Raw genomic sequence first — 22055 nt, 5'->3', positions numbered from 1 at the left:
TTTTGTAAAAGGCAGATAGAGCAATCTTTCTGCCTTTTATTTTTAGATGCTGATTTACTGAAATGTTTTTTAAAAATGAGGTAGAAAATATGACCGATATTTTAAATTTTTTGCAATATAAAAATGAAAAACTGGAAAGTGAATTGAATAAATTGTTTGAACGTGCCAACTCTCCCGGAAGCCGGGTAGATGCACTGCTGGAAAACAAAGCATTGCAACTGGAGGACCATAAGCTGTTTTTGGCGTTTTTAGCGTATTTAGCACAGCAAAACATTGAAGCTAAACAACTTTTTCAAGATGTTCTGCGCCTGCCGAAGCATCAATTCGAAATGAAATATGAAATGAACTGGGCACAAGTCATCAAATTGAGTGTCACATTTTTTACAATTTTACGCGCTAATGACCTGAATAGTTACAAACAATTTATCGACTAGCTTGTAACAACCAGTAACAGTTCGCTATAATGATGAAATGAATAAAGGTAATAAATGATAGGGGGGCAAGTAGTCGATGAATGAAGAACAACGACTAGCTAGTCAGCAGATTAAACAACCTAAAGAAGAAAAAGACTATAGTAAATATTTCGAGAAAGTATTTACGGCTCCTTCACTAAAAGACGCGAAAAAACGCGGTAAAGAAGAAGTAAAATATCATAAAGATTTTGATATCGAAGAAAAGTTTTTAGGAATGGGACAGGATCGTAAGTTTTATATTCGAACGTACGGCTGTCAAATGAACGAGCATGATACTGAAGTAATGGCTGGTATTTTCATGCAGCTTGGCTATACACCGACTGAAATGATAGAAGAAGCGGATGTCGTTTTACTAAACACGTGCGCAATCCGTGAAAATGCGGAAAATAAAGTATTCGGTGAGCTGGGCTTCCTGTTAAAATATAAACGTAAAAATCCGGAAATGCTGATCGGTGTCTGCGGATGTATGTCGCAAGAAGAATCTGTCGTGAACAAAATATTAAAACAGTATCAGCATGTCGATATGGTGTTCGGCACACATAATATCCACCGATTACCGAATATTTTACACGATGCTTATATGTCTAAGGAAATGGTTGTCGAAGTATGGTCAAAAGAAGGCGATGTCATCGAAAACCTTCCGAAAAAACGTATTGGTTCGATTAAAGCCTGGGTGAATATTATGTACGGCTGTGACAAGTTCTGTACATATTGTATCGTTCCATATACACGAGGCAAGGAACGTTCCCGCCGTCCTGAAGAAATTATCCAGGAAGTGCGTGAATTGGCAGCACAAGGCTATAAAGAAATTATGCTGTTGGGTCAAAATGTAAATGCATACGGAAAAGACTTTGATGATATTGAATACCGACTAGGTGATTTAATGGATGAACTCCGTAAAATCGATATTCCGCGTATTCGCTTTACGACAAGTCACCCACGCGACTTCGATGATCAATTAATCGAAGTATTGGCAAAAGGCGGAAATCTCGTCGATCATATCCATTTACCGGTACAGTCGGGTTCAAACGAAATATTGAAGATTATGGCACGTAAATATACACGTGAACATTTCCTGCAATTAGTAGACAAGATTAAAGCGGCAATTCCGGGAGTAACATTGACAACGGATATCATTGTTGGCTATCCGAATGAAACAGAAGAGCAATTCCAGGAAACGCTGGATTTGTACCGTCAAGTTGGCTTTGATATGGCGTTCACGTATATTTATTCGCCCCGTGAAGGAACACCGGCTGCTAAAATGGTCGATAATGTAACAGAGGAAGAAAAGAAAGACCGTCTGCACCGTTTGAATGAGGTTGTCGGAGAGTATTCTGCAAAAGCGCTCAAAGACTTGGAAGGTCAAACAGTAGAAGTTTTAGTTGAAGGCAGCAGTAAAAGACGCGATGATGTGTTAGCTGGCTATACGCGCAAAAACCGTCTAGTTAACTTTAAAGCAGATCCAAAATATATTGGAAAGCTTGTAAATGTAAAAATTTTAGAAGCAAAATCATACTCTTTAATGGGTGAGTTTGTAGAAGAAGTGACAAAAGAGGGGGAGTTCGTAAGATGACAACAAAATTGTATACAAAAGATGAGATTGTAGAAAAAGCAAAAGAAATTGCCCACATGATTGCGAATACAGAAGAAGTGGAATTTTTCAAAAAAGCGGAAGAACAAATTAACGAAAACCAATTCGTACGCGAAAAGATCGCTTCATTGAAAGCACTGCAAAAGCAGGCCGTTAATTTCCAGCACTTAGGGAAAGAAAAAGCGCTTAAAATGATCGAAGGTAAGATTACAGGAATTGAAACAGAAATCGACGAATTACCAGTCGTTCAACAATTTAAACAATCACAGACTGAAGTAAATGAACTGCTGCAATTAGTATCCAACGCCATTGCGAATAATGTCACAGATGAAGTCATTGCTTCTACAGGCGGCGATCTGCTAAAAGGCGAAACAGGATCGAAAGTACGTAATAGTACACCGGGCTCATGTTCTTAAATGGATTTAAAAAGATATCCTTCATGGATATCTTTTTTGTTTAGGTTTAATATTCTTAAATGCTTAACAGGATGTGTAAATAATGGTGTCGATATTACTAGTTGGTTTTGTTATAATTTAAGTTAGTTAGGACTACTTAGGAAGGACTTTGGCTATGAACGAATTTGACAATCTAAGTGTAAGTGATGAAGGGATGTACGTTTGGTTATGTCAGATGGCCCGGCAGATTGATGCGGCAATAGCAATTATCAACCCGAATAAAGGTTATACAATTGACTTTGTAAACCAGCTCTTTCTGCAAACAACCGGATATGATGAAGATGATGTGATCGGGTCAACATTTTCATTACTACAGGGGCCTCTTACCGACATGTTGAATGAGAATTCGATTCAGGAAAGTATTAAACATGGACTTACTTTTAAAACTTCATCATTCCATTACCGAAAAGATGGTTATGCATTCTGGAACGAAGTCCGTCATTTACCGATGTTCAATCAGCAGGGGATACTCCAATATTGTGTAATCATAATGAAGGATGTCACAGACTCCATGAATATCGAATCGTTGATTGAGCTGGAACGTGAAGTCTACTTTAGTCTGGAAACAGGGCATCCGCTTGAAAATGTATTACGCAATATTTGCAGATCGGTTGAAATAACCTTCGGAAAGAAATGCCACTGTTCCATCGTCCTTGTTGATGAAAATGACCGGATGATTAATATTTACGGTGAAATGTGGAGAGACCTGAAAAAGCTCGATGAGAATATTTTATTAATGGATATCGAAGACAAAAGTAAAATCAATAAACCGCTCATTATAAAAGATTTGGAGCAATCGGTCTATCATGAAGCATATCGGCCGATTATTGAAAAGTATCATTTAGTTTCAATGTGGAGTCAGCCGATTTTAAATACAGAAGGGAAAACGATCGGCTTATTTACAATGTATTTTGAACAACGTGCGGAACCAAAAACGATTGAAATCAAATATATGAATCGAGTTGCACCAATTGTTACACTCGCATTAAAATATTTTGATCAGAAAAGTGCCATTCGCCGTCTTGCTTTTCGGGATGTTGCATCCGGATTAAATAATTATGAACGCTTTAAAATCATTTTAAATGATTGGGCTGCTGAACAGTCAAGAGGGCATTTATATATTATAGAACCGGGAGAATATCAGAAAATAATTGATTTATATGGCCGACAAGGCGGGGATGAGGTATTGCGTCAGCTTGCGAATCGAATTCAGAATATCTCGACATTCGGGGATTCAATCATTGCAAGATATACACATTCAGCGATTATTGTAGCGACACGCCTGTCATTACACGAAATGAATATTCCTCAATTTGAAGGTGAACAGGTTTTATCCGAGCCATATTATATTGATGGAAAAGAAGTGTATTTAACATTAAAAATAGGAACTTCGTCTTTTAGTTCCGGTATTAACTACATAGAAGCAGTCCGCCAGGCGGATAATGCATTATCAAGCGCGCTTAAAGTAACGGGCAGTGTTATTAAAAACTTTAATATGGGTTTAATTGAGTCGGTCGAACAGGAAATGAATATACTGGCCCATTTTACACGCGCTCTAAAAAATAGCGAATTTTTCCCGATGCTCCAGCCGAAAGTGAATATGGTGACAGGAGAAATCGAAAGTTTTGAAGCGTTGGCGCGCTGGAATTCGGCGGAATTAGGTTTTGTCTCGCCAATGTTATTTATTCCGGTTGCAGAAAATACCGGCAACATTTATAAAGTGGATCTCGAAATTTTCAAAAAGGTGCTCCAGTGGCAAAAACAACGACAAGATGCGGGTATGAAATTGTATCAAGTATCGATCAATATTTTACCGAGCCATTTTTATAATCCGGCATTTGTGGAAAGTTCCATTGCCCTTATTGAAAGCTATAATATCAATCCGAAATTTATCAAATTTGAAATAACCGAAAGTGTCGAACTGGAAGACGTCTTAAGGGCCAAAAAAATAATCGATGAGCTGCAGCGGTTTGGGATTGAAACTTCGATTGACGATTTTGGTGTTGGTTATTCCTCGCTCAGTTATTTGCAGGAACTGCCGTTTAAAGAAATAAAAATCGATAAAAGTTTTGTCGATGATTTAGCGAACCCTCGGATGAATGCGGTCATCAAAACCATTATTCAGCTTTCGGATAACTTGAACATGATGTCGGTAGCAGAAGGGATCGAAACAGAAGCACAGCATCTCGAGCTGAAGCGATTAGGCTGTCAGATTGGACAAGGTTATTATTATTATAAACCACTGCCAATTCAACAAATTAATGAATTGCTGGATAATAAAATAAAAATTTCTTTCAGCAAATGAAACTCTCAGTGAAATAAATTACGTGCTAAACCTCAAAACACTTTGTAGGCCATATCCCGTATAGGAATAAAAATGCACTGAGGAACATTTGAGCGAAGCAATAGCAAAAGCGCTACTACAATAAAGGATTGTAGTAGTTTTTTCTTTTCTAAAAACTCATTTCACCCTTTAGGCACCTGCCGCATACAATAAGTCGAGCAGTTGAAGAAAGGAGAGATGTTCGGTGAAGCGTTTACGTCAAATTGTGACGAAAGCAGTTATTGCGAAAGGAAAGAAGCGTACCGAATGTGTAGAAACGCTCTGTCCACCGAATGCACCAACGAGCATATTAGGTTGTTGGGTAATCAATCATCAATACCAGGCGAAACGTAATGGTAAATTTGTTGAGGTGACAGGGAAGTTCGATGTGAATGTTTGGTATGCATATAACAATCATTCAAAAACGGCAGTGCATACAGAGACTATTTCCTATAAGGATCGTGTCAAGCTGTCATTCCGTGATGGAGAAGAAGTAGAGTCAAATGATGTGAAAGTCCGTGTATTACAAGCGCCGAATTGTATTGAGGCAATCATTACGAAACAAGGCGACAAAATCCAGGTAACGGTTGAGCGTGAATTTTTAGTGGAAATCATTGGGGAAACGACAATTGTCATTAATGTACACCCGATCGATTTTGAAGATGAATGGTCGTTTGAAGAAAGTTCACAACAGCCATCCAGCAGTTCTTCATCTTCGTCATCATCCTCATCTTCGTCCGATTCCGGAGGCAAAGGTTTTGGCAAAGATTATGATTCCTCATCATTTTCATAAGAGCCTCTATCTTTTAACAGGAAATGATTAGTCATAAAAATATTGTAAAGCTCTATCATAAACAGTTGGGAATTGTTTGAAGATTACTTTCAGACAATTCCTTTTCTTTGCGTTTGCAAGGCAAAATGCAAGTCAAATGGTATAATACTTGTACAAGTTTTAGCAAGTGAGGGAAATAAACTATGACTACATATACACCGATGATGCAACAATATTTGCTCGTAAAACAAGATTACAAAGATGCTTTTTTATTTTACCGTTTAGGCGATTTCTATGAACTGTTTTTTGATGATGCGATTAAAGCGTCGCAGCTGCTGGAAATTACATTAACAGCTCGCGCAGGTAATACAGATAATCCAATACCGATGTGTGGTGTGCCGCATCACTCTGCGCAGGGATATATCGAAACACTTGTCGCAAAAGGTTTTAAAGTGGCGGTATGTGAACAGACGGAAGATCCAAAGCATGCAAAAGGTGTAGTGAAACGTGAAGTCGTACAAGTAATTACACCGGGTACGATTACAGAAGGAAAAGCAATTGACGGGAAATCGAATCATTTTATTGCAGCGGCTGAAAGCAATGAAGATGATGAAATCGTATTTGCCTATTTGGACGTATCGACTGGCGAAGCAAACTGTTCGGTTATTGAAGGAAGTGCAAAGCAGTTAATTCAGCAAGTACAAGCATATGCAATAAAAGAACTTATTGTGACGGAACAGCTGCAGTTGCTGCTTGCCGAGTATGCGGAAGCGGGCGGTATCGTTCTGTCACTTGAAACGGAAGAAATGGATACGGTTAAGGCAGATCAGTATATTGCACATTTGCCGGTTCGGCTGCAAGGTGTGGCAAAGAGACTACTGCAATATGTGGAACGTACTCAAATGCGCTCTTTATCGCATATTCAGCCTTTTGCCTATACTGAAGCTGATAATTTCCTTCGTATCGATACGAATTCCAAACGTAATTTGGAGTTGATCCAATCGATACGCGGCGGGGATTCGAAAGGTACATTGCTTTGGCTTTTGGATGAAACAGTAACAGCAATGGGAGGGCGAAAACTGAAACAGTGGATGCATCAGCCGCTCGCAAAGAAAAATGCGATTGAAGCGCGGCAGACGATTGTAACAGAGTTGCTGGAAGACTTCTTTTTACGCGATGAATTAACGGCACTGCTGAAAAATGTCTATGATTTAGAGCGTCTGGCAGGGCGTGTAGCGTTTGGTTCTGTTGGTGGACGCGATCTGGCACAGCTGCGCGAATCATTACGGCAAGTACCAATGATTCAGCAAAAGCTTGTAAACAGCGGTTTGGAAAAATGCATGGCGCTTGGTCAAAAGCTGGACGTATGTACCGATATTGAACAATTGCTGGCAGAAGCAATTACCGATCATCCGCCAATTTCGATCAAAGAGGGAGATGTCATTCGCGATGGCTACAATGCACAGCTGGATGAATACCGTGATGCTTCCCGAAACGGGAAAGACTGGATTGCCCAGCTTGAGCAGAAAGAACGTGAACTGACAGGGATTAAAAATTTAAAGATCGGCTATAACCGGGTGTTTGGCTACTATATTGAAATTACAAAGTCCCATTTGAATAATACAGACCTGGCACGTTTTGAACGAAAACAAACTTTGGCGAATGCCGAGCGTTTTATTACGGAAGAATTAAAAGAAAAAGAAGCACTGATTTTGAATGCAGAAGAGCAGAGCCTTGCTTTGGAATATGATTTATTTGTAGCATTGCGGGAACAGCTAAAAGGGTATATACCTCGTGTCCAGGCATTGGCTGCCCAAATCAGTGAGCTTGATGTTCTGATGAGCTTTGCGGCGGTAACGGACAAATACCGTTTTACAAAGCCGGTATTCCATGAAGGGCGTGCACTGAAAATTATTGAAGGAAGACATCCGGTCGTAGAAAAAATGCTCAATAAACAAAGTTATGTACCGAATGATTGTGTGCTGACGGATGATAAAAATATGATGCTGATTACCGGTCCGAACATGTCGGGTAAAAGTACGTATATGCGCCAAGTTGCACTAATTGTCGTTTTGGCACAAATGGGGTGCTATGTACCGGCCGATGAAGCGGTACTACCGATTACAGACCAGATTTTCACACGAATCGGTGCAGCCGATGATTTAGCGGCAGGCCAATCGACATTTATGGTGGAAATGCTTGAATCACAGCATGCCATTACACATGCAACCAAAAACAGTTTGCTGTTATTTGATGAAATCGGACGAGGTACTTCAACATATGACGGGATGAGTCTGGCACAAGCAATGATGGAATATATTCATGATGAAATCGGGGCGAACACATTATTTTCAACTCACTATCACGAATTGACGGATTTGGAAAACGAGCTGGCAAGACTGCAAAATGTCCATGTCAGTGCCACCGAGCAGGACGGCCGAGTGGTATTTTTGCATAAAGTGAAAAAGGGTGCCGCAGATAAAAGCTACGGTGTGCATGTGGCGGAACTTGCGGAAATGCCGGAAACGATTTTACAGCGTGCCCGTATATTACTGGAGCAGTTTGAAGCAACGAATGCTGAAAAGCCGCAAGCTCTCAATTATGAACAGCAACCACCCAAAACTCCGCAAATAGCGGAACAGGTGGCGGAGGACGATTTGCAGCTTTCATTGTTTACAATGGAGGAAGCGCCATCAATCGCACCGGAACAACAAGAAGTGCTCGATGCATTGAAAAAACTGAATGTGATGGGTACAACACCAATGCAGGCAATGACATTATTGCATGAACTGCAGCAAAAATTATTAGGAAATTAATAAAGGAGGGAACGGCTTTGGGAAAAATTCACATAATGGATGAGTGGCTATCGAATAAAATTGCAGCCGGTGAAGTAGTAGAACGTCCTTCATCTGTTGTAAAAGAGCTAGTAGAAAATGCAATCGATGCGGGCAGTACGTCAATCGAAATTTTCCTGGAAGAAGCTGGCCTTCATTCAATACAAGTCATTGATAACGGAAGTGGTATGGACGAGGAGGACGCGCTTAAATCCTTTTCGCGCCATGCCACATCAAAAATAGAAAAAGAACAGGATCTGTTCCGCATTCGCACACTTGGTTTCCGTGGTGAAGCATTGGCATCGATTGCTTCGGTTTCCAAATTAACATTACGCACATCCGACGGGAATGGCGGTGTCCATTTGTATATGGAAGGCGGTCATTTGAAGGAACATCAGCCGACCGCACTGCGTAGGGGAACAGATATTACTGTTGCACAGCTGTTCTTTAATACACCGGCACGACTGAAATATTTAAAAACGATTCAGACCGAGCTTGGGCATACAATCGATTTTGTTAACCGGATTGCACTTGGCTATCCTACGATTGCGGTTAAACTTGTGCATAATGGGCAAACATTATTGCAAACGAACGGGCGCGGCCAAGTTCAGCAAGTATTGGCAGCCATTTACGGTGCACAAAATGCGAAGAAAATGCTGCCGTTTGAAGGTCAAAATCAGGATTATAAAATTCATGGTTTTGCAAGTTTGCCAGAAGTGACGCGTGCTTCGAAAAACTATATGTCCCTTTTCGTCAATGGACGCTGGGTCAAACATTTTGTGATTCAGAAGGCAATTACAGATGCCTATCATACGTATTTACCGATAGAGCGTTTTCCGATTGTACTTTTGTATGTTGAGGGAGATCCGCAATTAACTGATGTCAATGTGCATCCTGCGAAGCATCAGGTCCGCTTAAGTAAAGAACCGGAACTGCTGAAGCTTATTGAAGATACGATCCGTACTGCAATCCGTGATGTTATTCGCATTCCACTCGCTGAAAAAAAGGAGAAGCCGATCCGGACGCCGACTGAACAGATGAATATTTGGAACCCGGTAGCTGCACCTTCAACACAGCCGACATTCAATGAAGAAAAGTTGTCGACAATTGTTGATCGATTATCAAGTGAAGCCTCTGTTGTAAAAGAACCATATGCGCCAGTACCGACTTCGACTAAGCAACAACCGGAAATGCATCCAGTTTCAACCGTTCAGGAAAGCAGTGAACAGCCTAATCGGTCCGATTTCGATGATCTACCAACTGTTGAAGAGGAAACCTATCAAACCTATCCGCAAGAAACAATACAGGTAGAAGCCGAATCAAAAAGGCATTTCCCGCAAGTTGAAATTGTCGGTCAGATTCACGGGACGTATATTGTGGCCCAAATGGAAGACGGATTTTATTTAATTGACCAGCATGCAGCACAGGAGCGGATCAAGTATGAGTATTTCCGTGATAAAGTCGGGGAAGTGAATGCGAACGAACGGCAGACACTCCTTATGCCATTGACATTCCATTATGCGGCAGATGAGGCTTTGCGATTAAAAGAGTCGAAGGAGGCACTTGAAGAAGTAGGTGTTTTCCTGGAAGAATTCGGACTTTCTTCATTTGTTGTCCGCGAATACCCGACTTGGTTCCCGAAAGGTGAGGAACAGGAAATTATCGAGGAATTGATCGAGCAAGTGTTAAGTGCAAGGAAAACCGATATAAAAAAATTACGAGAAGACGCGGCCATTATGATGAGCTGTAAAAAGTCGATTAAAGCGAATCATTATTTGAATAAAGAGCAGATGGAAAGACTGATCCATGATTTACGAAATGCCGACAATCCGTTCACATGTCCACATGGACGACCTGTATTAATCCATTTTACGTCATATGAAGTGGAAAAAATGTTTAAACGTGTAATGTAATTCATAAACGAGGGGATGGTTTTATGGAGCAACGGTCATTTTTTGTCACAATGTCAGACGGTCACGATATTTTCGTCCGTACTTATTCACCAAGTAAAAAGCGAATTGGACATGTTCATATTTTGCACGGGATGTCGGAACATAGCGGGCGTTATGAAAATTTCGCGGAAAAGCTATGTGATGAAGGGTATTTTGTAACAGCCCATGATCATCGCGGACATGGTTATACAGCGCAAAAAAATGGCATGTTCGGCTATTTCGGACCTGAAGAGGGTTTTGAACTTGTTGTTGATGATGTTGTAGAAGTGCTCTCTTTTTTAAAGAAAGAAACAACGGAACGGCCTATTTTATTCGGTCACAGTATGGGGTCGTTTATAGCGCGCCGTTTTATTCAACAGCATAGCGATAAAATTGAACGGCTGATTTTATCGGGGACGGGATCACCGACATTGCTTCATAAGGCAGGGCATATTATCGCGAAGCAGCTGGTAAACCTGCAGGGGGCACAAATTCAGAGCGATTTCATGAATGATCTTAGTTTTAGCAGTTTTAACCGAAAAATTAAGGATGCGAAAACAAATTTTGACTGGCTTACTACCGATGAAGAAGAAGTACAGAAATATATCGATGATCCATTTTGCGGATTGATTCCGACAAATCAATTTTTCGTTGATCTAACGGGTGGCATGCTTAAGATGGAAGATGAACAGGCCAATGCGCGCATACGCTCTGATCTAAAAATACTCGTTGCAAACGGGACATATGATCCGATCGCCGGACCTGAAGCTGAAGGAGCGCTTCGGGTAGGGAAACTGCTTGCACGTGCCGGTGTGGAGCATGTGAAGGTGCATATATTTGAAGGAATGCGCCATGAAATTCTGAATGAAAAAAAGAAAGAACAAGTAAGAGAAATAATTGTACGGTGGTTAAAAGATGAATAATAAAATCGATGTCGTGGCCATTATCGGTCCTACTGCATCCGGAAAAACAGCGCTAAGTATCCGCTTGGCAAAAGAGATTGACGGCGAAATAATAAACGGAGATTCCATGCAGATCTATCGTCATATGGATATTGGAACGGCCAAAATTACCGAAGCCGAAATGGAAGGTGTTCCACATCACTTGCTCGATATTAAGGAACCGACGGAAGGATTTTCGGTTGCGGAATATCAGCAGCTTGTTCGCGGGAAAATTGAAGAGATCCAAGCTCGAGGTAAAATGCCGATTATAGTTGGAGGAACGGGGCTATATGTACAATCTGTCCTGTATGATTTTCAATTTGCGAAACAGGAAGTCGATGAAGCAGCACGCGAAAACTATTATAAAGAACTTGAAGTATTAGGCCCGGAAGCGATGCATGCAAAACTTGTGCAAATCGATCCGGAAACTGCTGCAACCATCCATCCGAATAATACAAGACGTGTTATTCGAGCATTGGAAATGGCGGAACTTTCAGGGGTTTCTCGAGCAGAAGAACAATTCAATCGAGGGGACATTCCGTTATATAACCATTTAATCATCGGGTTGGATATGGACCGTGAAAAGTTATATGAAAGAATTAACTTGCGTGTGGATTTGATGATGAAAGCAGGTCTTGTTGAAGAAGTACAGGCATTGTATGATGCAGGGATACGTGATGTCCAGGCGATAAAAGCAATCGGCTATAAAGAATTGTATGCTCATTTTGATGGACTTGTGTCACTTGATGAAGCAGTGGAGCAGATTAAACAAAACTCCAGACGCTACGCGAAACGCCAGCTTACCTATTTCCGTAATAAAATGGATATTGCATGGATCGGAAATGATTGGAGTAAAATAAAAAGTTTATTTGAAAAGCATTAAAAATTAAAGGGAAATTTTGTCCGAATAACGAATAGGTAACTATTGCATGTATTTTATGGTAAGGGAGATTGAACGACGATGAAATCGATTAATTTGCAAGATACTTTTTTAAACAATTTACGTAAAAATAATGTTTTTGTAACAGTATTTTTGTTAAATGGTTTCCAATTAAAAGGACTTATAAAATCATATGATAATTTTACCGTACTTTTGGAGTCGGAAGGAAAACAGCAGCTTATTTACAAGCATGCAATTTCTACTTTTGTACCGTCCAAAACTGTATCTTTATCGGAAGAAGAGTAACAACACAGCCAAACTTGTAGCGAATTTTGGTCTGATTGATTATAATGACTAAGATGTTATAAGTATTGGAGGATTTTTGATGAAAACGATGACAACAGATGAACTGATCAATTTACTCGATGCAAATGAAGATTTAAATGTAATCGATGTTCGTGAAGATTTTGAAGTGGAACACGGAATGATTCCAGGTGCTGTACATATTCCACTTGGCTCAATCCCTGAACGTACTAATGAATTGGACAATTCAAAATCCTATATTGTCGTATGTAAAGGCGGCGTACGTAGTGCAAATGCATGCGAATATCTGGAAGAACAAGGTTTTGATGTAACGAATTTAGATGGCGGAATGATGGCCTATGATGGAGAGTTAGAATTTAAATAACGTCCAAGAGAAAGGGAGTGTCGATCTGTTCGACGCTCCCTTTATTTATGCTATTTATTATAATGGATTTTTTTCGATGGCAGTCTCCAGCCTTTTGTGTAGGAACATATGCGCAAGAAGGTAATGATAATAAATAATATATATAAAAACAGATCGCCTGCAAAAATTTCAAGGCCGATTAAAAATCCTGCACTGGCCGCCCACACCCCATAAATTTCATGCCGTAGTACAATGGGTTTTCTACCGGCAAGCAAGTCGCGAACAACCCCACCTCCGGCACCTGTCAACACAGCCGCTACAATGACGGCTACAATCGGTAAATCCTGATGGACCGCATGCATTGCCCCTTGAATGGCAAACGCGGATAAGCCGATTGCATCGGTCATATTACCCCAGCGGTTCCAATGTTTAATTAAATGATGAGGAATCAGAAAGAAAATCGTAATCGCCAAAAGGGCAATCTGAAACAGAAACTCCTGGTTCCATAATGTCGAGACAGGAAGGCCGATCAAAATATTCCGGATGGCCCCGCCTCCAAAAGCTGTAACAATTCCTAATATGTACACCCCAAATAAATCATACTCTTCTTCCATTGCCACAATGGCCCCGGAAACGGCAAAGGCAATGGTTCCAATCAAACTGAAGACTTCCCAAGCCATACACATCTCTCCCTTAATGTCCTTTCGACCATGACAATAGCAGTTTTTCAAACATTCGTCAAAACTATTTTTTTTCATGTATAATGGATACAGTTTGAACAGAATGGAGTAGTAAAAATGGCATTTCAATCAATTTTAACAGCTGAAACATTAACACTTGTAGAAAAAGTGGAAGATAAAGTCCGCACTTATCATCAGGAAGTGGATAAACGTGCATTTTATAATCAGCAAAAGGTGCTTGCAGCTTTTCGTGAACATCAAGTTAGTGACTTTCATCTGCATCCTTCAACAGGGTATGGTTATGATGATGAAGGCCGTGATAACCTAGAGCGTGTATATGCGCAAACATTCGGGGCGGAGGCGGCTATCGTACGTCCCCAAATCATTTCAGGTACACATGCAATCACATTAAGTTTATTCGGTGTATTACGACCGGGTGATGAATTGGTCTATATTACAGGTAAGCCATATGACACACTTCAGTCAATCGTTGACGGTGGCGAAAAGGATACAGGTTCTTTAAAGGACTTTAAAATAGGCTACGCCCATGTCGATTTAATAGATAATAAGGAAATCGATTGGGAAGGTGTAAAACAGGCTGTAAACGAAAATACCAAGATGATTGCGATTCAGCGGTCAAAAGGCTATGCGACGCGCCCGTCGTTTACGGTTGAACAAATTGCCGAAATGGTTGTAAAAATACGGACAATCGCGCCAGACGCCGTTATTTTTGTTGATAACTGCTACGGGGAATTTGTAGAATTGCTTGAGCCGACAGAAGTGGGTGTCGACCTAATGGCCGGTTCATTAATTAAAAATCCGGGTGGAGGCTTTGCGAAAATCGGCGGATATATTGCAGGTCGCGCGGATTTGGTGGAAAAATGTGCATACCGTATGACGTCACCTGGAATCGGTGCGGAAGCAGGGGCTTCTTTAAATACGTTAGCGGATTTTTATCAGGGTTTCTTTATGGCGCCACATATCGTTGCACAAAGTTTAAAAGGTGCAATTTTTACATCGGCAATGCTTGAAGAAATCGGTATGACAACATCACCGCATTACACGGATGTCCGCACGGATCTTATTCAATCAGTTTCATTCCAAACGGCTGAACAAATGGTAGCATTTTGTCGTGAAATTCAAGCTGCTTCTCCTATTAACGCACACTTTGCGCCGGAGCCTGCCTATATGCCGGGCTATGAGGATGATGTCATAATGGCGGCAGGTACGTTTGTACAAGGTTCAAGTATTGAATTAACAGCGGATGGCCCAATTCGCCCTCCCTTTACCGCATTTATCCAAGGTGGTTTAACATATGAGCATGTAAAATATGCCATTTGTTCTGCTGTTCAAAAACTGAAGTAACATCTAAAGAATCGCCCATTTTATGGGCGATTTAATTTATGTGTAAAATTCGCTTTATTCTGTCAATTATTTGCTCACTTAAAAAAGTTATGTTAGTTTTTCTGACATACATTTGACATTGTAAATAACAAGTCGTAATATAGCGGTAAGGGAGGTGAATTAAATGAGTAGTGAAATTCGACGTTCAATGCCACTATTATCGATAAGTATCGTCATGCAATTAACGGATCTGACAGCAAGACAAATCCGTTATTATGAAGAGCATGATTTAATTCAGCCGCACCGGACAGAAGGAAATCGACGCATGTTTTCTTTAAATGATGTCGATACTTTACTGGAAATCAAAGATATGCTTGAACAGGGCATTAATATGGCAGGAATCAAAAAAGTATTTGCTTTGAAAAATGATCCGGCAGCCCAACAGGCTAGTAAAGATATTTCAGATTCGGACTTACGCAAAATTTTACGTGAAGAAATGCGTCAGGCACAACGCATGCAGAAAACATCGTTACGTCAAGGGGATTTATCGCGCTTTTATCAATAGCGCGTAAATTATAAAAGGTCGAGTAAAATCGGTACTGAACAAATTTAGGAGTGTGGAATTTAGTGGGCAAATATACAAAAGACGATATTAAACGTCTAGTAGAAGAAGAACAAGTAAAATTTATTCGTTTACAGTTTACAGATATTTTAGGAACAATTAAAAACGTAGAAATTCCTGTAAGCCAACTAGATAAAGCATTGGACAATAAAATGATGTTTGATGGTTCATCAATCGAAGGTTTTGTACGTATTGAAGAATCAGATATGTACTTATATCCGGATTATGATTCATTCATGATTTTCCCATGGACAGCTGAAAAAGGGAAAGTGGCACGTTTCATCTGTGATATCTACAATCCGAACGGCACACCATTTGCAGGGGATCCACGTAACAACCTGAAACGTGTATTAAAAGAAATGGAAGAGCTAGGATTCACAGATTTCAACTTAGGGCCAGAACCGGAGTTTTTCTTATTTAAACTGGATGCAAAAGGTGAGCCAAGCTTGGAAGTAAATGACCACGGCGGTTATTTCGACTTAGCACCAACAGATTTAGGTGAAAACTGCCGTCGCGATATCGTATTGGAACTGGAAGAAATGGGCTTTGAAATTGAAGCATCTCACCATGAGGTTGCACCGGGACAACATGAAATTGACTTTAAATATGCGGATGCGATTACAGCTTGTGATAATATCCAAACATTTAAGCTAGTTGTAAAAACAATTGCACGTAAACACGGTTTACACGCAACATTCATGCCAAAACCTTTATTCGGTGAAGCCGGATCAGGAATGCACTTCAACGTTTCATTATTTAAAGGAAAAGAAAATGCCTTTTATGATGATTCTACTGAGTTAGGTCTTTCTGAAACAGCGATGCAATTCATGGCAGGTGTACTTGATCATGTTCAAGGCTTTACGGCAATTACAAACCCGACTGTAAACTCTTATAAACGTTTAGTACCAGGTTATGAAGCACCATGTTACGTAGCATGGTCTGCGCAAAACCGTTCACCATTAATCCGTATTCCTTCTTCTCGCGGAATTTCAACACGTGTAGAAGTTCGTTCGGTCGATCCATCAGCAAATCCATATTTGGCGATGGCGGTAATCTTAGAGGCAGGTCTGGAAGGTATTCGCAAAAAATCAACGCCACCACCTGCAATTAACCGCAATATTTATGTAATGAGCGAAGAAGAGCGTAAAGCAAATGGCATCGACAACTTGCCTCCAGCTTTAGATGACGCATTAAACCTTCTTGCAAAAGATGAAGTTGTTCAACGAGCATTAGGCAACCACATCTATGCTAACTTTAAAGAAGCCAAAGAAATCGAGTTCGATATGTACCGTTCAACTGTTCATCAGTGGGAACGCGACCAATATATGAAAATGTACTAAGAAAAAAGCGCTGGAGCAAAACTCCGGCGCTTTTTTTGCATAGTATTTTGTCTGAAATTTATCACATATTTAATGACAAAGAAACCGGCAAAAAAATGCCGGTTCTAAGTATTACTTTTATTTATTCCCGTTTTGGAAACGGTTTTTATTGAATGAACCAGAAGCTTGCTGTTTTTTAGCTTCAGCCTGCTGGTTTTGCTGTTTCACCTGGTTGACATCAGTTTCCATGCCAAACTCAGAGCCCATTGAAGAAAGTTTCTTCTGTAAACCGCTGTTTGCGAACAATCCAGAAGATTGTTGCTTTTTCGCTTCAGCTTGCTGATTTTGCTGCTTCACTTGGTTTACGTTTGTTTCCATGCCGAATTCAGCATTGTAGGAACTTGATTGCTTCTGTAAACCGCTGTTTGCAAACGCACCGGAAGCTTGCTGCTTTTTCGCTTCAGCTTTTTGGTTTTGCTGCTTCACTTGATTAACGTCCGTATCCATACCGAATTCGACGTTTTTATTATTGATGTTGTTTTTATTTTTTGACATCAATATCACCTCCTGAGATTATTCTGTTCAGAGGATGTTTTATTATTCGGAAAATAATTTGCCAATTTTTTTTAAATTTTAAAAGTACCGAGCATCAATTCTGACGTTTGAATTCGTTGTTGAATATATATTGTAAAAATTGTTTAAAATAGGATATAAAATATAATTGAGAAGAACGCTATGTATGGCTTGCGATTAAATCCTATAATAGTAAGAGACAAGTAATATAATATAAAAGGAGGAAATTATGGAATTCGATACAATGATGCAAGAGTTGGAAGCACTAGGGAAAGAGCGTACAAAAAAGATTTATATGTCCAACGGGGCAAAGGAACCGGTGTTCGGTGTAACGATTGGCTCAATGAAACCGTATGTAAAACAAATAAAAATTGATCAGGAACTGGCAGAACAGCTCTATGCTACAGGCAACTATGATGCGATGTATTTTGCGGGAATTATTGCAGATCCGAAAGCTATGACTGAGGAAGATTATGACCGCTGGATGGAGCAGGCCTATTTCTATATGATTTCCGATTATGTTGTTGCCGTAACATTGGCGGAATCAGATATTGCGCAGGAAGTGAGCGATAAATGGATCGCCAGTAATGAGGATCTGAAAATGTCGGCAGGGTGGCATTGTTACTGCTGGCTGCTTGGAAATCGTAAAGACGAGGAATTCTCAAAGGAAAAGTTAATGGATATGCTTGAATATGTAAAACAAAATATTCATCATGCACCGCAGCGTACTCAAGTAGCGATGAACAATTTTGTCATGACAGTCGGTGTTTCATTTAAACCTTTACATGATGAGGCAAGGGAAATTGCTAAAGCAATCGGACCTATTAAAACGAAACGTGAAGGAAAAAAACCGGGTGAACTGCATGCATATGCGGAAATTGAAAAACAGGTGGAAAAAGGGCGGATCGGTTTTAAACGTAAATATGTACGTTGTTAATTGTAAAGAGTTATACCTTGTTTTTTCACAATACAATTGTATAAACTAAAATTAGGAAATTTCAAGGAGGCTTATTACATGAAAAAAAGTATTGCTATCGATATGGACCAGGTGCTGGCTGACTTTTATTCGAAATTACGAGTTACATATAACGAGAATTTCGGCACAAATTTTACAGATGAAGAGTTTCTTCTGACGACACAGCGTGATTTGCCTCGAGAAGATGCGAAAAAATTATTTGCTTTATTAAATGAGCCGGACTATTTCAGAGATTTAAACGTACTGGATGTAGATGCAATTGAAGTCATTCGTGAACTGCAGGAACATTATGAAATTTTTATTGCGACAGCAGCAATGGATGTACCGGGTTCATTTACAGCGAAATACGACTGGTTAATGGAGCATTTGCCCTTTATTAAAACACAAAACATTGTCTTTTGCGGAAATAAAGCGGTAATACATACCGATTATTTAATCGATGACAGCCCACGCCAACTAGCAGCATTTAAAGGAACAGGCATATTGTATTCGATGCCCTACAATCGTTCAGAAGAGGGTTTCATCCGTGTTCAAAATTGGAAAGAAATTAAACAGTATTTTATAAAACAACTGGAAATTGTTTGAATGTAAAGGATTGCCAATGTGCAGTCCTTTTTTATTTTTGTAGTCATTTAGTATAACGAAATAGTATAATTTAAATTATTGGAATTATCTATAAATAATAAGGGGATAAAGAGAATGAAACCGATTATTGGATTGACAATGTATGATTTTGACAAAAAGTTGGATATTAACAATGGATATTTAACTTCAATTGAACAAGCGGGAGGTATCCCTATCTGTATACCGAATGCTACAGAAGAAAACGTAGAAGCGTTATTAAATCTAATTGATGGTCTCGTATTGATTGGTGGAGCCGATATAGATCCATTGCTGTTCGATGAAGAACCGCACCGACTTATCGGAAGTGTTGTACGGAAACGTGATGACAGCGATCTTTTACTAATGAATGAAGCCTATAAAAGACAAATGCCTGTTCTTGGTATTTGCCGAGGACAACAGATTATGAATGTCGCATTTGGGGGAACAATCATTCAGGATATCCCTTCACAAGTAGAAAACACAATTTTACATAAACAACCTTCAAAGCGCGGGGAATTGGCACATACAGTTGAAGTAATGACACCGAAATTTAAAGAGATTTTTAAAGAAGACTTATTCCGTGTTAATACATTTCACCATCAATCGGTCGGAAAGCTTGGGGAAGGGCTCATCGTTTCGGCAGTTGCTAAAGACGGTATCATTGAAGGGATCGAACATGAAGCACATCCATATTGTGTCGCGGTGCAATGGCATCCGGAAGAATTGGCGACAAACGGGGATATATATGCACAGCGATTATTTAACAGTTTTGTAGAAGCATGCAATAAATAATAAAGAAGATTGGGACGTAACCCAAAATGCTATTTTTCTCTAAGAGGAAAAATAGCATTTTTTTTGATTTCAATTGGGATGCTTTTCGCTGGGACGGCCTTACAAGAACCTCTCAGGCGTCGGTGCTATTGCCGGTTCGCTTTCATCGCAAAATAAAAAACTTGCCGATTCAATTAGAACGGCAAGCTTATGATTAATGGATATTTCGGTAGAGGCCGACTACTTTACCTAAAATAGAAACCTGGTTGACAATGATCGGCTCCATCGAGCTATTCTCAGGCTGTAGACGGAAATGAGTTTTTTCTTTGTAAAAGCGCTTGACAGTCGCTTCATCATCTTCGGTCATTGCTACAACAATCTCTCCATTGTTCGCAGTAGACGTTTTTTTAACGATAACATAATCCCCATTTAAAATCCCTGCTTCAATCATGGATTCTCCCATGATTTCAAGCATAAACAATTCCTCTTCCGGTGAGCCGTAAGCATCAGGTAACGGGAAATATTCCTGAATATCCTCGATTGCGGAAATAGGCAGACCAGCTGTAACTTTACCGATTAACGGAACATGAATGACACCTTGTTTCGCGACGTTCATCTCTTCCTGGTCCAATATTTCAATTGCACGCGGCTTTGTAGGATCACGGCGGATAAGCCCTTTACTTTCTAAACGGGCTAAATGCCCGTGGACAGTTGAACTGGAAGCTAATCCTACTGCTTCTCCAATTTCACGAACTGATGGCGGATAGCCTTTAGCACGAACTTCCTCTTTTATAAAAGTTAGAATAGCTTGCTGCCGTTTTGAAATTTTTTGTGTCAACTAACTCACCTCTTTATCATGCTATTTTTCTTAAAGTAAGTATAGCAGTATGCGAACATGAATGCAAACATAAGTTCGAAAAAACGGTTGACAAAAACATATGTTCGTATTATTATGAGAACAAATATTCCGAACATACATTCGAAAGAGGGTTTTTCTAATGAAAAAATTTAAATTAAACGGCTTCACATCAATGTTTCTACTATTCTCTGTACTTATGATGGCTTTATTCATGATGCAGGATGATAAAATCGAATTATACGAACACGTAAGCATCGAACATGGCGATACTTTATGGTCGTTGGCAGAACAATATCGTGGTAAAATGGCTAAGCATGATTGGATCGATGAAGTGAAAAAGGAAAATGGAATGCTGGATGAAAAAGTTCTTTTAGGACAAGTATTGGTTGTACCTGTAGAAAAAGATTCACAATACATTGCTCAGCTGAATGAATCCTCCGATATGCAATTGATTAAAGTAGCGAGAGGGAACAATGATAAAAACTAAAGCAGTAATTTATTGCCGTGTCAGCACGGATAAAAATACACAAGAAACATCACTGGTGCGTCAGCAGGAGGAGCTGACCAAATATGCCAAATCATTCGGCTATAAAGATGTGGAGATTTTTACGGATCAGCATAGCGGATATGATGTCGATCGGGACGGATTGCTCGACATGCTCGACTATATGAAAGAGTATGGCATTAAAGCACTCTTTGTACAGGACGAGACTCGTTTAGGGCGAGGGAATGCCCGGATGGCAGTGCTTCACCTGCTGCAAAAATATGAAGCGACAGTTTATACTTTGAATGATGCAGGTCCTGTCGTATTAAACGAAATGGATACAATGCTGCTCGAAATTTTGGCGATTGTCGAAGAGTATCAGCGTCGTATGCATAATGCAAAAATTCGACGGGGAATGCGCCGCGCTGTTGAAAATGGCTACCAGCCGCAAAATAATTTAAGAAACCGCGGCAATATTGAAGGGCGTGAACGAAAAGAAGTACCAGTCCAAGAAATTGTTCAGCTGCGCCAGAAAGGCTTAACATTTGCGGAAATTGCTACAACTTTGTCCGGCTTGGGAATTTCTATCAGTAAAGCGACCGTACATAGAAGATATATTGAATATATGGAGCGACTTGAAGAGTAAACACTTGTTTTCAAGTCGTTTTTTTTATACCTTTGTAATAGGTAGGAAGAAAGGTGAGATTCAAATGTTATCAAAAGAAAAATTAGCTCGTATTAATGAGCTTTCTAAATTAGCGAGAGAAGGCAAATTGACGGAAGAGCAGGCAAAAGAACGTACAGCACTGCGCAAAGAATATTTAGATACTTTCCGTTCAACAATGCGCGATACAATCGAACATGTGAAAGTAATTGATGAAGAAGGCAATGATGTGACACCTGAAAAATTAAAACAAATTAAATCACAGAAAAAATTCCTGAACTAATAACTTTTCA

Annotated in this window: 23 protein-coding genes; 20 read left to right on the top strand and 3 right to left on the bottom strand. The window is 39.8% G+C overall.

Annotation, left to right across the window (positions count from 1 at the left end; all coding sequences use genetic code 11):
• Window positions 1-89 precede the first annotated feature (89 nt).
• From MKX73_RS19060 to MKX73_RS19010, 11 genes are all read left to right on the top strand, one after another.
• The gene (locus tag MKX73_RS19060) at window positions 90-434 is read left to right on the top strand and encodes a hypothetical protein (protein WP_340718814.1); all 345 of its coding nucleotides are present in this window, start codon (window positions 90-92) and stop codon (window positions 432-434) included.
• Between the two features lie 76 nt (window positions 435-510).
• On the top strand, window positions 511-2046 hold the full coding sequence (miaB, locus tag MKX73_RS19055) for a tRNA (N6-isopentenyl adenosine(37)-C2)-methylthiotransferase MiaB (RefSeq protein ID WP_340718813.1): 1536 nt from the start codon (window positions 511-513) through the stop codon (window positions 2044-2046).
• Complete coding sequence (locus MKX73_RS19050; RefSeq protein WP_339172056.1) at window positions 2043-2480, top strand: RicAFT regulatory complex protein RicA family protein; 438 nt, start codon at window positions 2043-2045, stop codon at window positions 2478-2480. The genes miaB and MKX73_RS19050 overlap by 4 nt, the downstream gene beginning before the upstream one ends.
• Before the next feature lie 154 nt (window positions 2481-2634).
• The gene (locus tag MKX73_RS19045; protein ID WP_340718812.1) at window positions 2635-4824 is read left to right on the top strand and encodes a bifunctional diguanylate cyclase/phosphodiesterase; all 2190 of its coding nucleotides are present in this window, start codon (window positions 2635-2637) and stop codon (window positions 4822-4824) included.
• Between the two features lie 223 nt (window positions 4825-5047).
• Window positions 5048-5635, top strand: coding sequence for an outer spore coat protein CotE (gene cotE, locus MKX73_RS19040; RefSeq protein ID WP_340718811.1), 588 nt, complete (start codon window positions 5048-5050; stop codon window positions 5633-5635).
• A 182-nt stretch (window positions 5636-5817) separates the two neighbouring features.
• On the top strand, window positions 5818-8430 hold the full coding sequence (mutS, locus tag MKX73_RS19035; protein WP_340718810.1) for a DNA mismatch repair protein MutS: 2613 nt from the start codon (window positions 5818-5820) through the stop codon (window positions 8428-8430).
• A 17-nt stretch (window positions 8431-8447) separates the two neighbouring features.
• Complete coding sequence (gene mutL / locus MKX73_RS19030; protein ID WP_340718809.1) at window positions 8448-10361, top strand: DNA mismatch repair endonuclease MutL; 1914 nt, start codon at window positions 8448-8450, stop codon at window positions 10359-10361.
• 23 nt (window positions 10362-10384) lie between these two features.
• Window positions 10385-11302, top strand: coding sequence for an alpha/beta hydrolase (locus tag MKX73_RS19025; RefSeq protein WP_340718808.1), 918 nt, complete (start codon window positions 10385-10387; stop codon window positions 11300-11302).
• On the top strand, window positions 11295-12203 hold the full coding sequence (gene miaA, locus MKX73_RS19020; protein WP_340718807.1) for a tRNA (adenosine(37)-N6)-dimethylallyltransferase MiaA: 909 nt from the start codon (window positions 11295-11297) through the stop codon (window positions 12201-12203). Before MKX73_RS19025 ends, miaA begins: the two co-directional genes overlap by 8 nt.
• A 78-nt stretch (window positions 12204-12281) precedes the next feature.
• The gene (gene hfq / locus MKX73_RS19015; protein WP_340718806.1) at window positions 12282-12506 is read left to right on the top strand and encodes an RNA chaperone Hfq; all 225 of its coding nucleotides are present in this window, start codon (window positions 12282-12284) and stop codon (window positions 12504-12506) included.
• A 79-nt stretch (window positions 12507-12585) separates the two neighbouring features.
• A complete protein-coding gene (locus MKX73_RS19010) occupies window positions 12586-12888 on the top strand; it encodes a rhodanese-like domain-containing protein (RefSeq protein WP_340718805.1) in 303 nt (100 codons plus the stop codon).
• 50 nt (window positions 12889-12938) lie between these two features.
• On the opposite strand, the gene MKX73_RS19005 is transcribed toward MKX73_RS19010, so the two are convergent.
• On the bottom strand, window positions 12939-13547 hold the full coding sequence (locus MKX73_RS19005) for a trimeric intracellular cation channel family protein (RefSeq protein WP_340718804.1): 609 nt from the start codon (window positions 13545-13547) through the stop codon (window positions 12939-12941).
• A 117-nt stretch (window positions 13548-13664) separates the two neighbouring features.
• On the opposite strand from MKX73_RS19005, the gene MKX73_RS19000 reads away from it, so the two are divergent.
• The 3 genes from MKX73_RS19000 (at window position 13665) to glnA (ending at window position 16853) form a co-directional block, all read left to right on the top strand.
• Window positions 13665-14912, top strand: a complete 1248-nt coding sequence (locus MKX73_RS19000; protein ID WP_340718803.1) for a methionine gamma-lyase family protein — start codon at window positions 13665-13667, stop codon at window positions 14910-14912.
• A 163-nt stretch (window positions 14913-15075) separates the two neighbouring features.
• The gene (locus MKX73_RS18995) at window positions 15076-15456 is read left to right on the top strand and encodes a MerR family transcriptional regulator (RefSeq protein ID WP_340718802.1); all 381 of its coding nucleotides are present in this window, start codon (window positions 15076-15078) and stop codon (window positions 15454-15456) included.
• A 62-nt stretch (window positions 15457-15518) separates the two neighbouring features.
• Entirely contained in the window at window positions 15519-16853 is a 1335-nt protein-coding gene (gene glnA, locus MKX73_RS18990; RefSeq protein ID WP_340718801.1) for a type I glutamate--ammonia ligase, read from the top strand.
• A 117-nt stretch (window positions 16854-16970) separates the two neighbouring features.
• On the opposite strand, the gene MKX73_RS18985 is transcribed toward glnA, so the two are convergent.
• The gene (locus tag MKX73_RS18985) at window positions 16971-17387 is read right to left on the bottom strand and encodes a gamma-type small acid-soluble spore protein (RefSeq protein ID WP_340718800.1); all 417 of its coding nucleotides are present in this window, start codon (window positions 17385-17387) and stop codon (window positions 16971-16973) included.
• Window positions 17388-17634: 247 nt separating this feature from the next.
• Between MKX73_RS18985 and MKX73_RS18980 the strand changes: the two genes are divergently transcribed.
• The 3 genes from MKX73_RS18980 to MKX73_RS18970 all read left to right on the top strand — a co-directional run bounded on the left by MKX73_RS18980 (window position 17635) and on the right by MKX73_RS18970 (window position 19776).
• On the top strand, window positions 17635-18342 hold the full coding sequence (locus MKX73_RS18980) for a DNA alkylation repair protein (RefSeq protein WP_340718799.1): 708 nt from the start codon (window positions 17635-17637) through the stop codon (window positions 18340-18342).
• 78 nt (window positions 18343-18420) lie between these two features.
• Window positions 18421-18966: a 5' nucleotidase, NT5C type gene (locus MKX73_RS18975; RefSeq protein ID WP_340718798.1), complete on the top strand. Its 546-nt coding sequence runs from the start codon at window positions 18421-18423 to the stop codon at window positions 18964-18966.
• A gap of 114 nt (window positions 18967-19080) precedes the next feature.
• Window positions 19081-19776 carry a gamma-glutamyl-gamma-aminobutyrate hydrolase family protein gene (locus MKX73_RS18970; protein WP_340718797.1) on the top strand — a complete coding sequence of 232 codons (696 nt, stop codon included), beginning with the start codon at window positions 19081-19083 and terminating at the stop codon, window positions 19774-19776.
• 193 nt (window positions 19777-19969) lie between these two features.
• Here the strand turns inward: MKX73_RS18970 and lexA are convergent, their stop codons facing one another.
• Window positions 19970-20593: a transcriptional repressor LexA gene (gene lexA, locus MKX73_RS18965; RefSeq protein WP_340718796.1), complete on the bottom strand. Its 624-nt coding sequence runs from the start codon at window positions 20591-20593 to the stop codon at window positions 19970-19972.
• A 160-nt stretch (window positions 20594-20753) separates the two neighbouring features.
• Here lexA and yneA point away from each other — a divergent pair, with 160 nt between their 5' ends.
• From yneA to MKX73_RS18950, 3 genes are all read left to right on the top strand, one after another.
• Entirely contained in the window at window positions 20754-21101 is a 348-nt protein-coding gene (gene yneA, locus MKX73_RS18960) for a cell division suppressor protein YneA (protein WP_340718795.1), read from the top strand.
• Window positions 21088-21744, top strand: coding sequence for a YneB family resolvase-like protein (locus MKX73_RS18955; RefSeq protein ID WP_340718794.1), 657 nt, complete (start codon window positions 21088-21090; stop codon window positions 21742-21744). The genes yneA and MKX73_RS18955 overlap by 14 nt, the downstream gene beginning before the upstream one ends.
• Window positions 21745-21808: 64 nt before the next feature.
• Window positions 21809-22045, top strand: a complete 237-nt coding sequence (locus MKX73_RS18950) for a DUF896 domain-containing protein (protein WP_340718793.1) — start codon at window positions 21809-21811, stop codon at window positions 22043-22045.
• Window positions 22046-22055: the final 10 nt, after the last annotated feature.

This window comes from Solibacillus sp. FSL W7-1436, from assembly GCF_038007305.1.
In the GTDB taxonomy this organism is placed as follows: domain Bacteria; phylum Bacillota; class Bacilli; order Bacillales_A; family Planococcaceae; genus Solibacillus.
This window is presented reverse-complemented; position numbering and strand designations above follow the sequence as displayed.

What these genes read in the sequence shown, in the direction of transcription:
- MKX73_RS19050 (WP_339172056.1), top strand. Translation starts at nt 2,043, where the DNA reads ATGACAACAAAATTGTATACAAAAGATGAGATTGTAGAAAAAGCAAAA.
- MKX73_RS19045 (WP_340718812.1), top strand. Translation starts at nt 2,635, where the DNA reads ATGAACGAATTTGACAATCTAAGTGTAAGTGATGAAGGGATGTACGTT.
- miaA (WP_340718807.1), top strand. Translation starts at nt 11,295, where the DNA reads ATGAATAATAAAATCGATGTCGTGGCCATTATCGGTCCTACTGCATCC.
- MKX73_RS19000 (WP_340718803.1), top strand. Translation starts at nt 13,665, where the DNA reads ATGGCATTTCAATCAATTTTAACAGCTGAAACATTAACACTTGTAGAA.
- MKX73_RS18955 (WP_340718794.1), top strand. Translation starts at nt 21,088, where the DNA reads ATGATAAAAACTAAAGCAGTAATTTATTGCCGTGTCAGCACGGATAAA.
- MKX73_RS18950 (WP_340718793.1), top strand. Translation starts at nt 21,809, where the DNA reads ATGTTATCAAAAGAAAAATTAGCTCGTATTAATGAGCTTTCTAAATTA.
- MKX73_RS18970 (WP_340718797.1), top strand. Translation starts at nt 19,081, where the DNA reads ATGAAACCGATTATTGGATTGACAATGTATGATTTTGACAAAAAGTTG.
- hfq (WP_340718806.1), top strand. Translation starts at nt 12,282, where the DNA reads ATGAAATCGATTAATTTGCAAGATACTTTTTTAAACAATTTACGTAAA.
- MKX73_RS19005 (WP_340718804.1), bottom strand. Translation starts at nt 13,547, where the DNA reads ATGGCTTGGGAAGTCTTCAGTTTGATTGGAACCATTGCCTTTGCCGTT.
- MKX73_RS19060 (WP_340718814.1), top strand. Translation starts at nt 90, where the DNA reads ATGACCGATATTTTAAATTTTTTGCAATATAAAAATGAAAAACTGGAA.
- MKX73_RS19010 (WP_340718805.1), top strand. Translation starts at nt 12,586, where the DNA reads ATGAAAACGATGACAACAGATGAACTGATCAATTTACTCGATGCAAAT.
- MKX73_RS18995 (WP_340718802.1), top strand. Translation starts at nt 15,076, where the DNA reads ATGAGTAGTGAAATTCGACGTTCAATGCCACTATTATCGATAAGTATC.
- mutS (WP_340718810.1), top strand. Translation starts at nt 5,818, where the DNA reads ATGACTACATATACACCGATGATGCAACAATATTTGCTCGTAAAACAA.
- MKX73_RS18980 (WP_340718799.1), top strand. Translation starts at nt 17,635, where the DNA reads ATGGAATTCGATACAATGATGCAAGAGTTGGAAGCACTAGGGAAAGAG.
- MKX73_RS18975 (WP_340718798.1), top strand. Translation starts at nt 18,421, where the DNA reads ATGAAAAAAAGTATTGCTATCGATATGGACCAGGTGCTGGCTGACTTT.
- MKX73_RS19025 (WP_340718808.1), top strand. Translation starts at nt 10,385, where the DNA reads ATGGAGCAACGGTCATTTTTTGTCACAATGTCAGACGGTCACGATATT.
- yneA (WP_340718795.1), top strand. Translation starts at nt 20,754, where the DNA reads ATGAAAAAATTTAAATTAAACGGCTTCACATCAATGTTTCTACTATTC.
- miaB (WP_340718813.1), top strand. Translation starts at nt 511, where the DNA reads ATGAATGAAGAACAACGACTAGCTAGTCAGCAGATTAAACAACCTAAA.
- MKX73_RS18985 (WP_340718800.1), bottom strand. Translation starts at nt 17,387, where the DNA reads ATGTCAAAAAATAAAAACAACATCAATAATAAAAACGTCGAATTCGGT.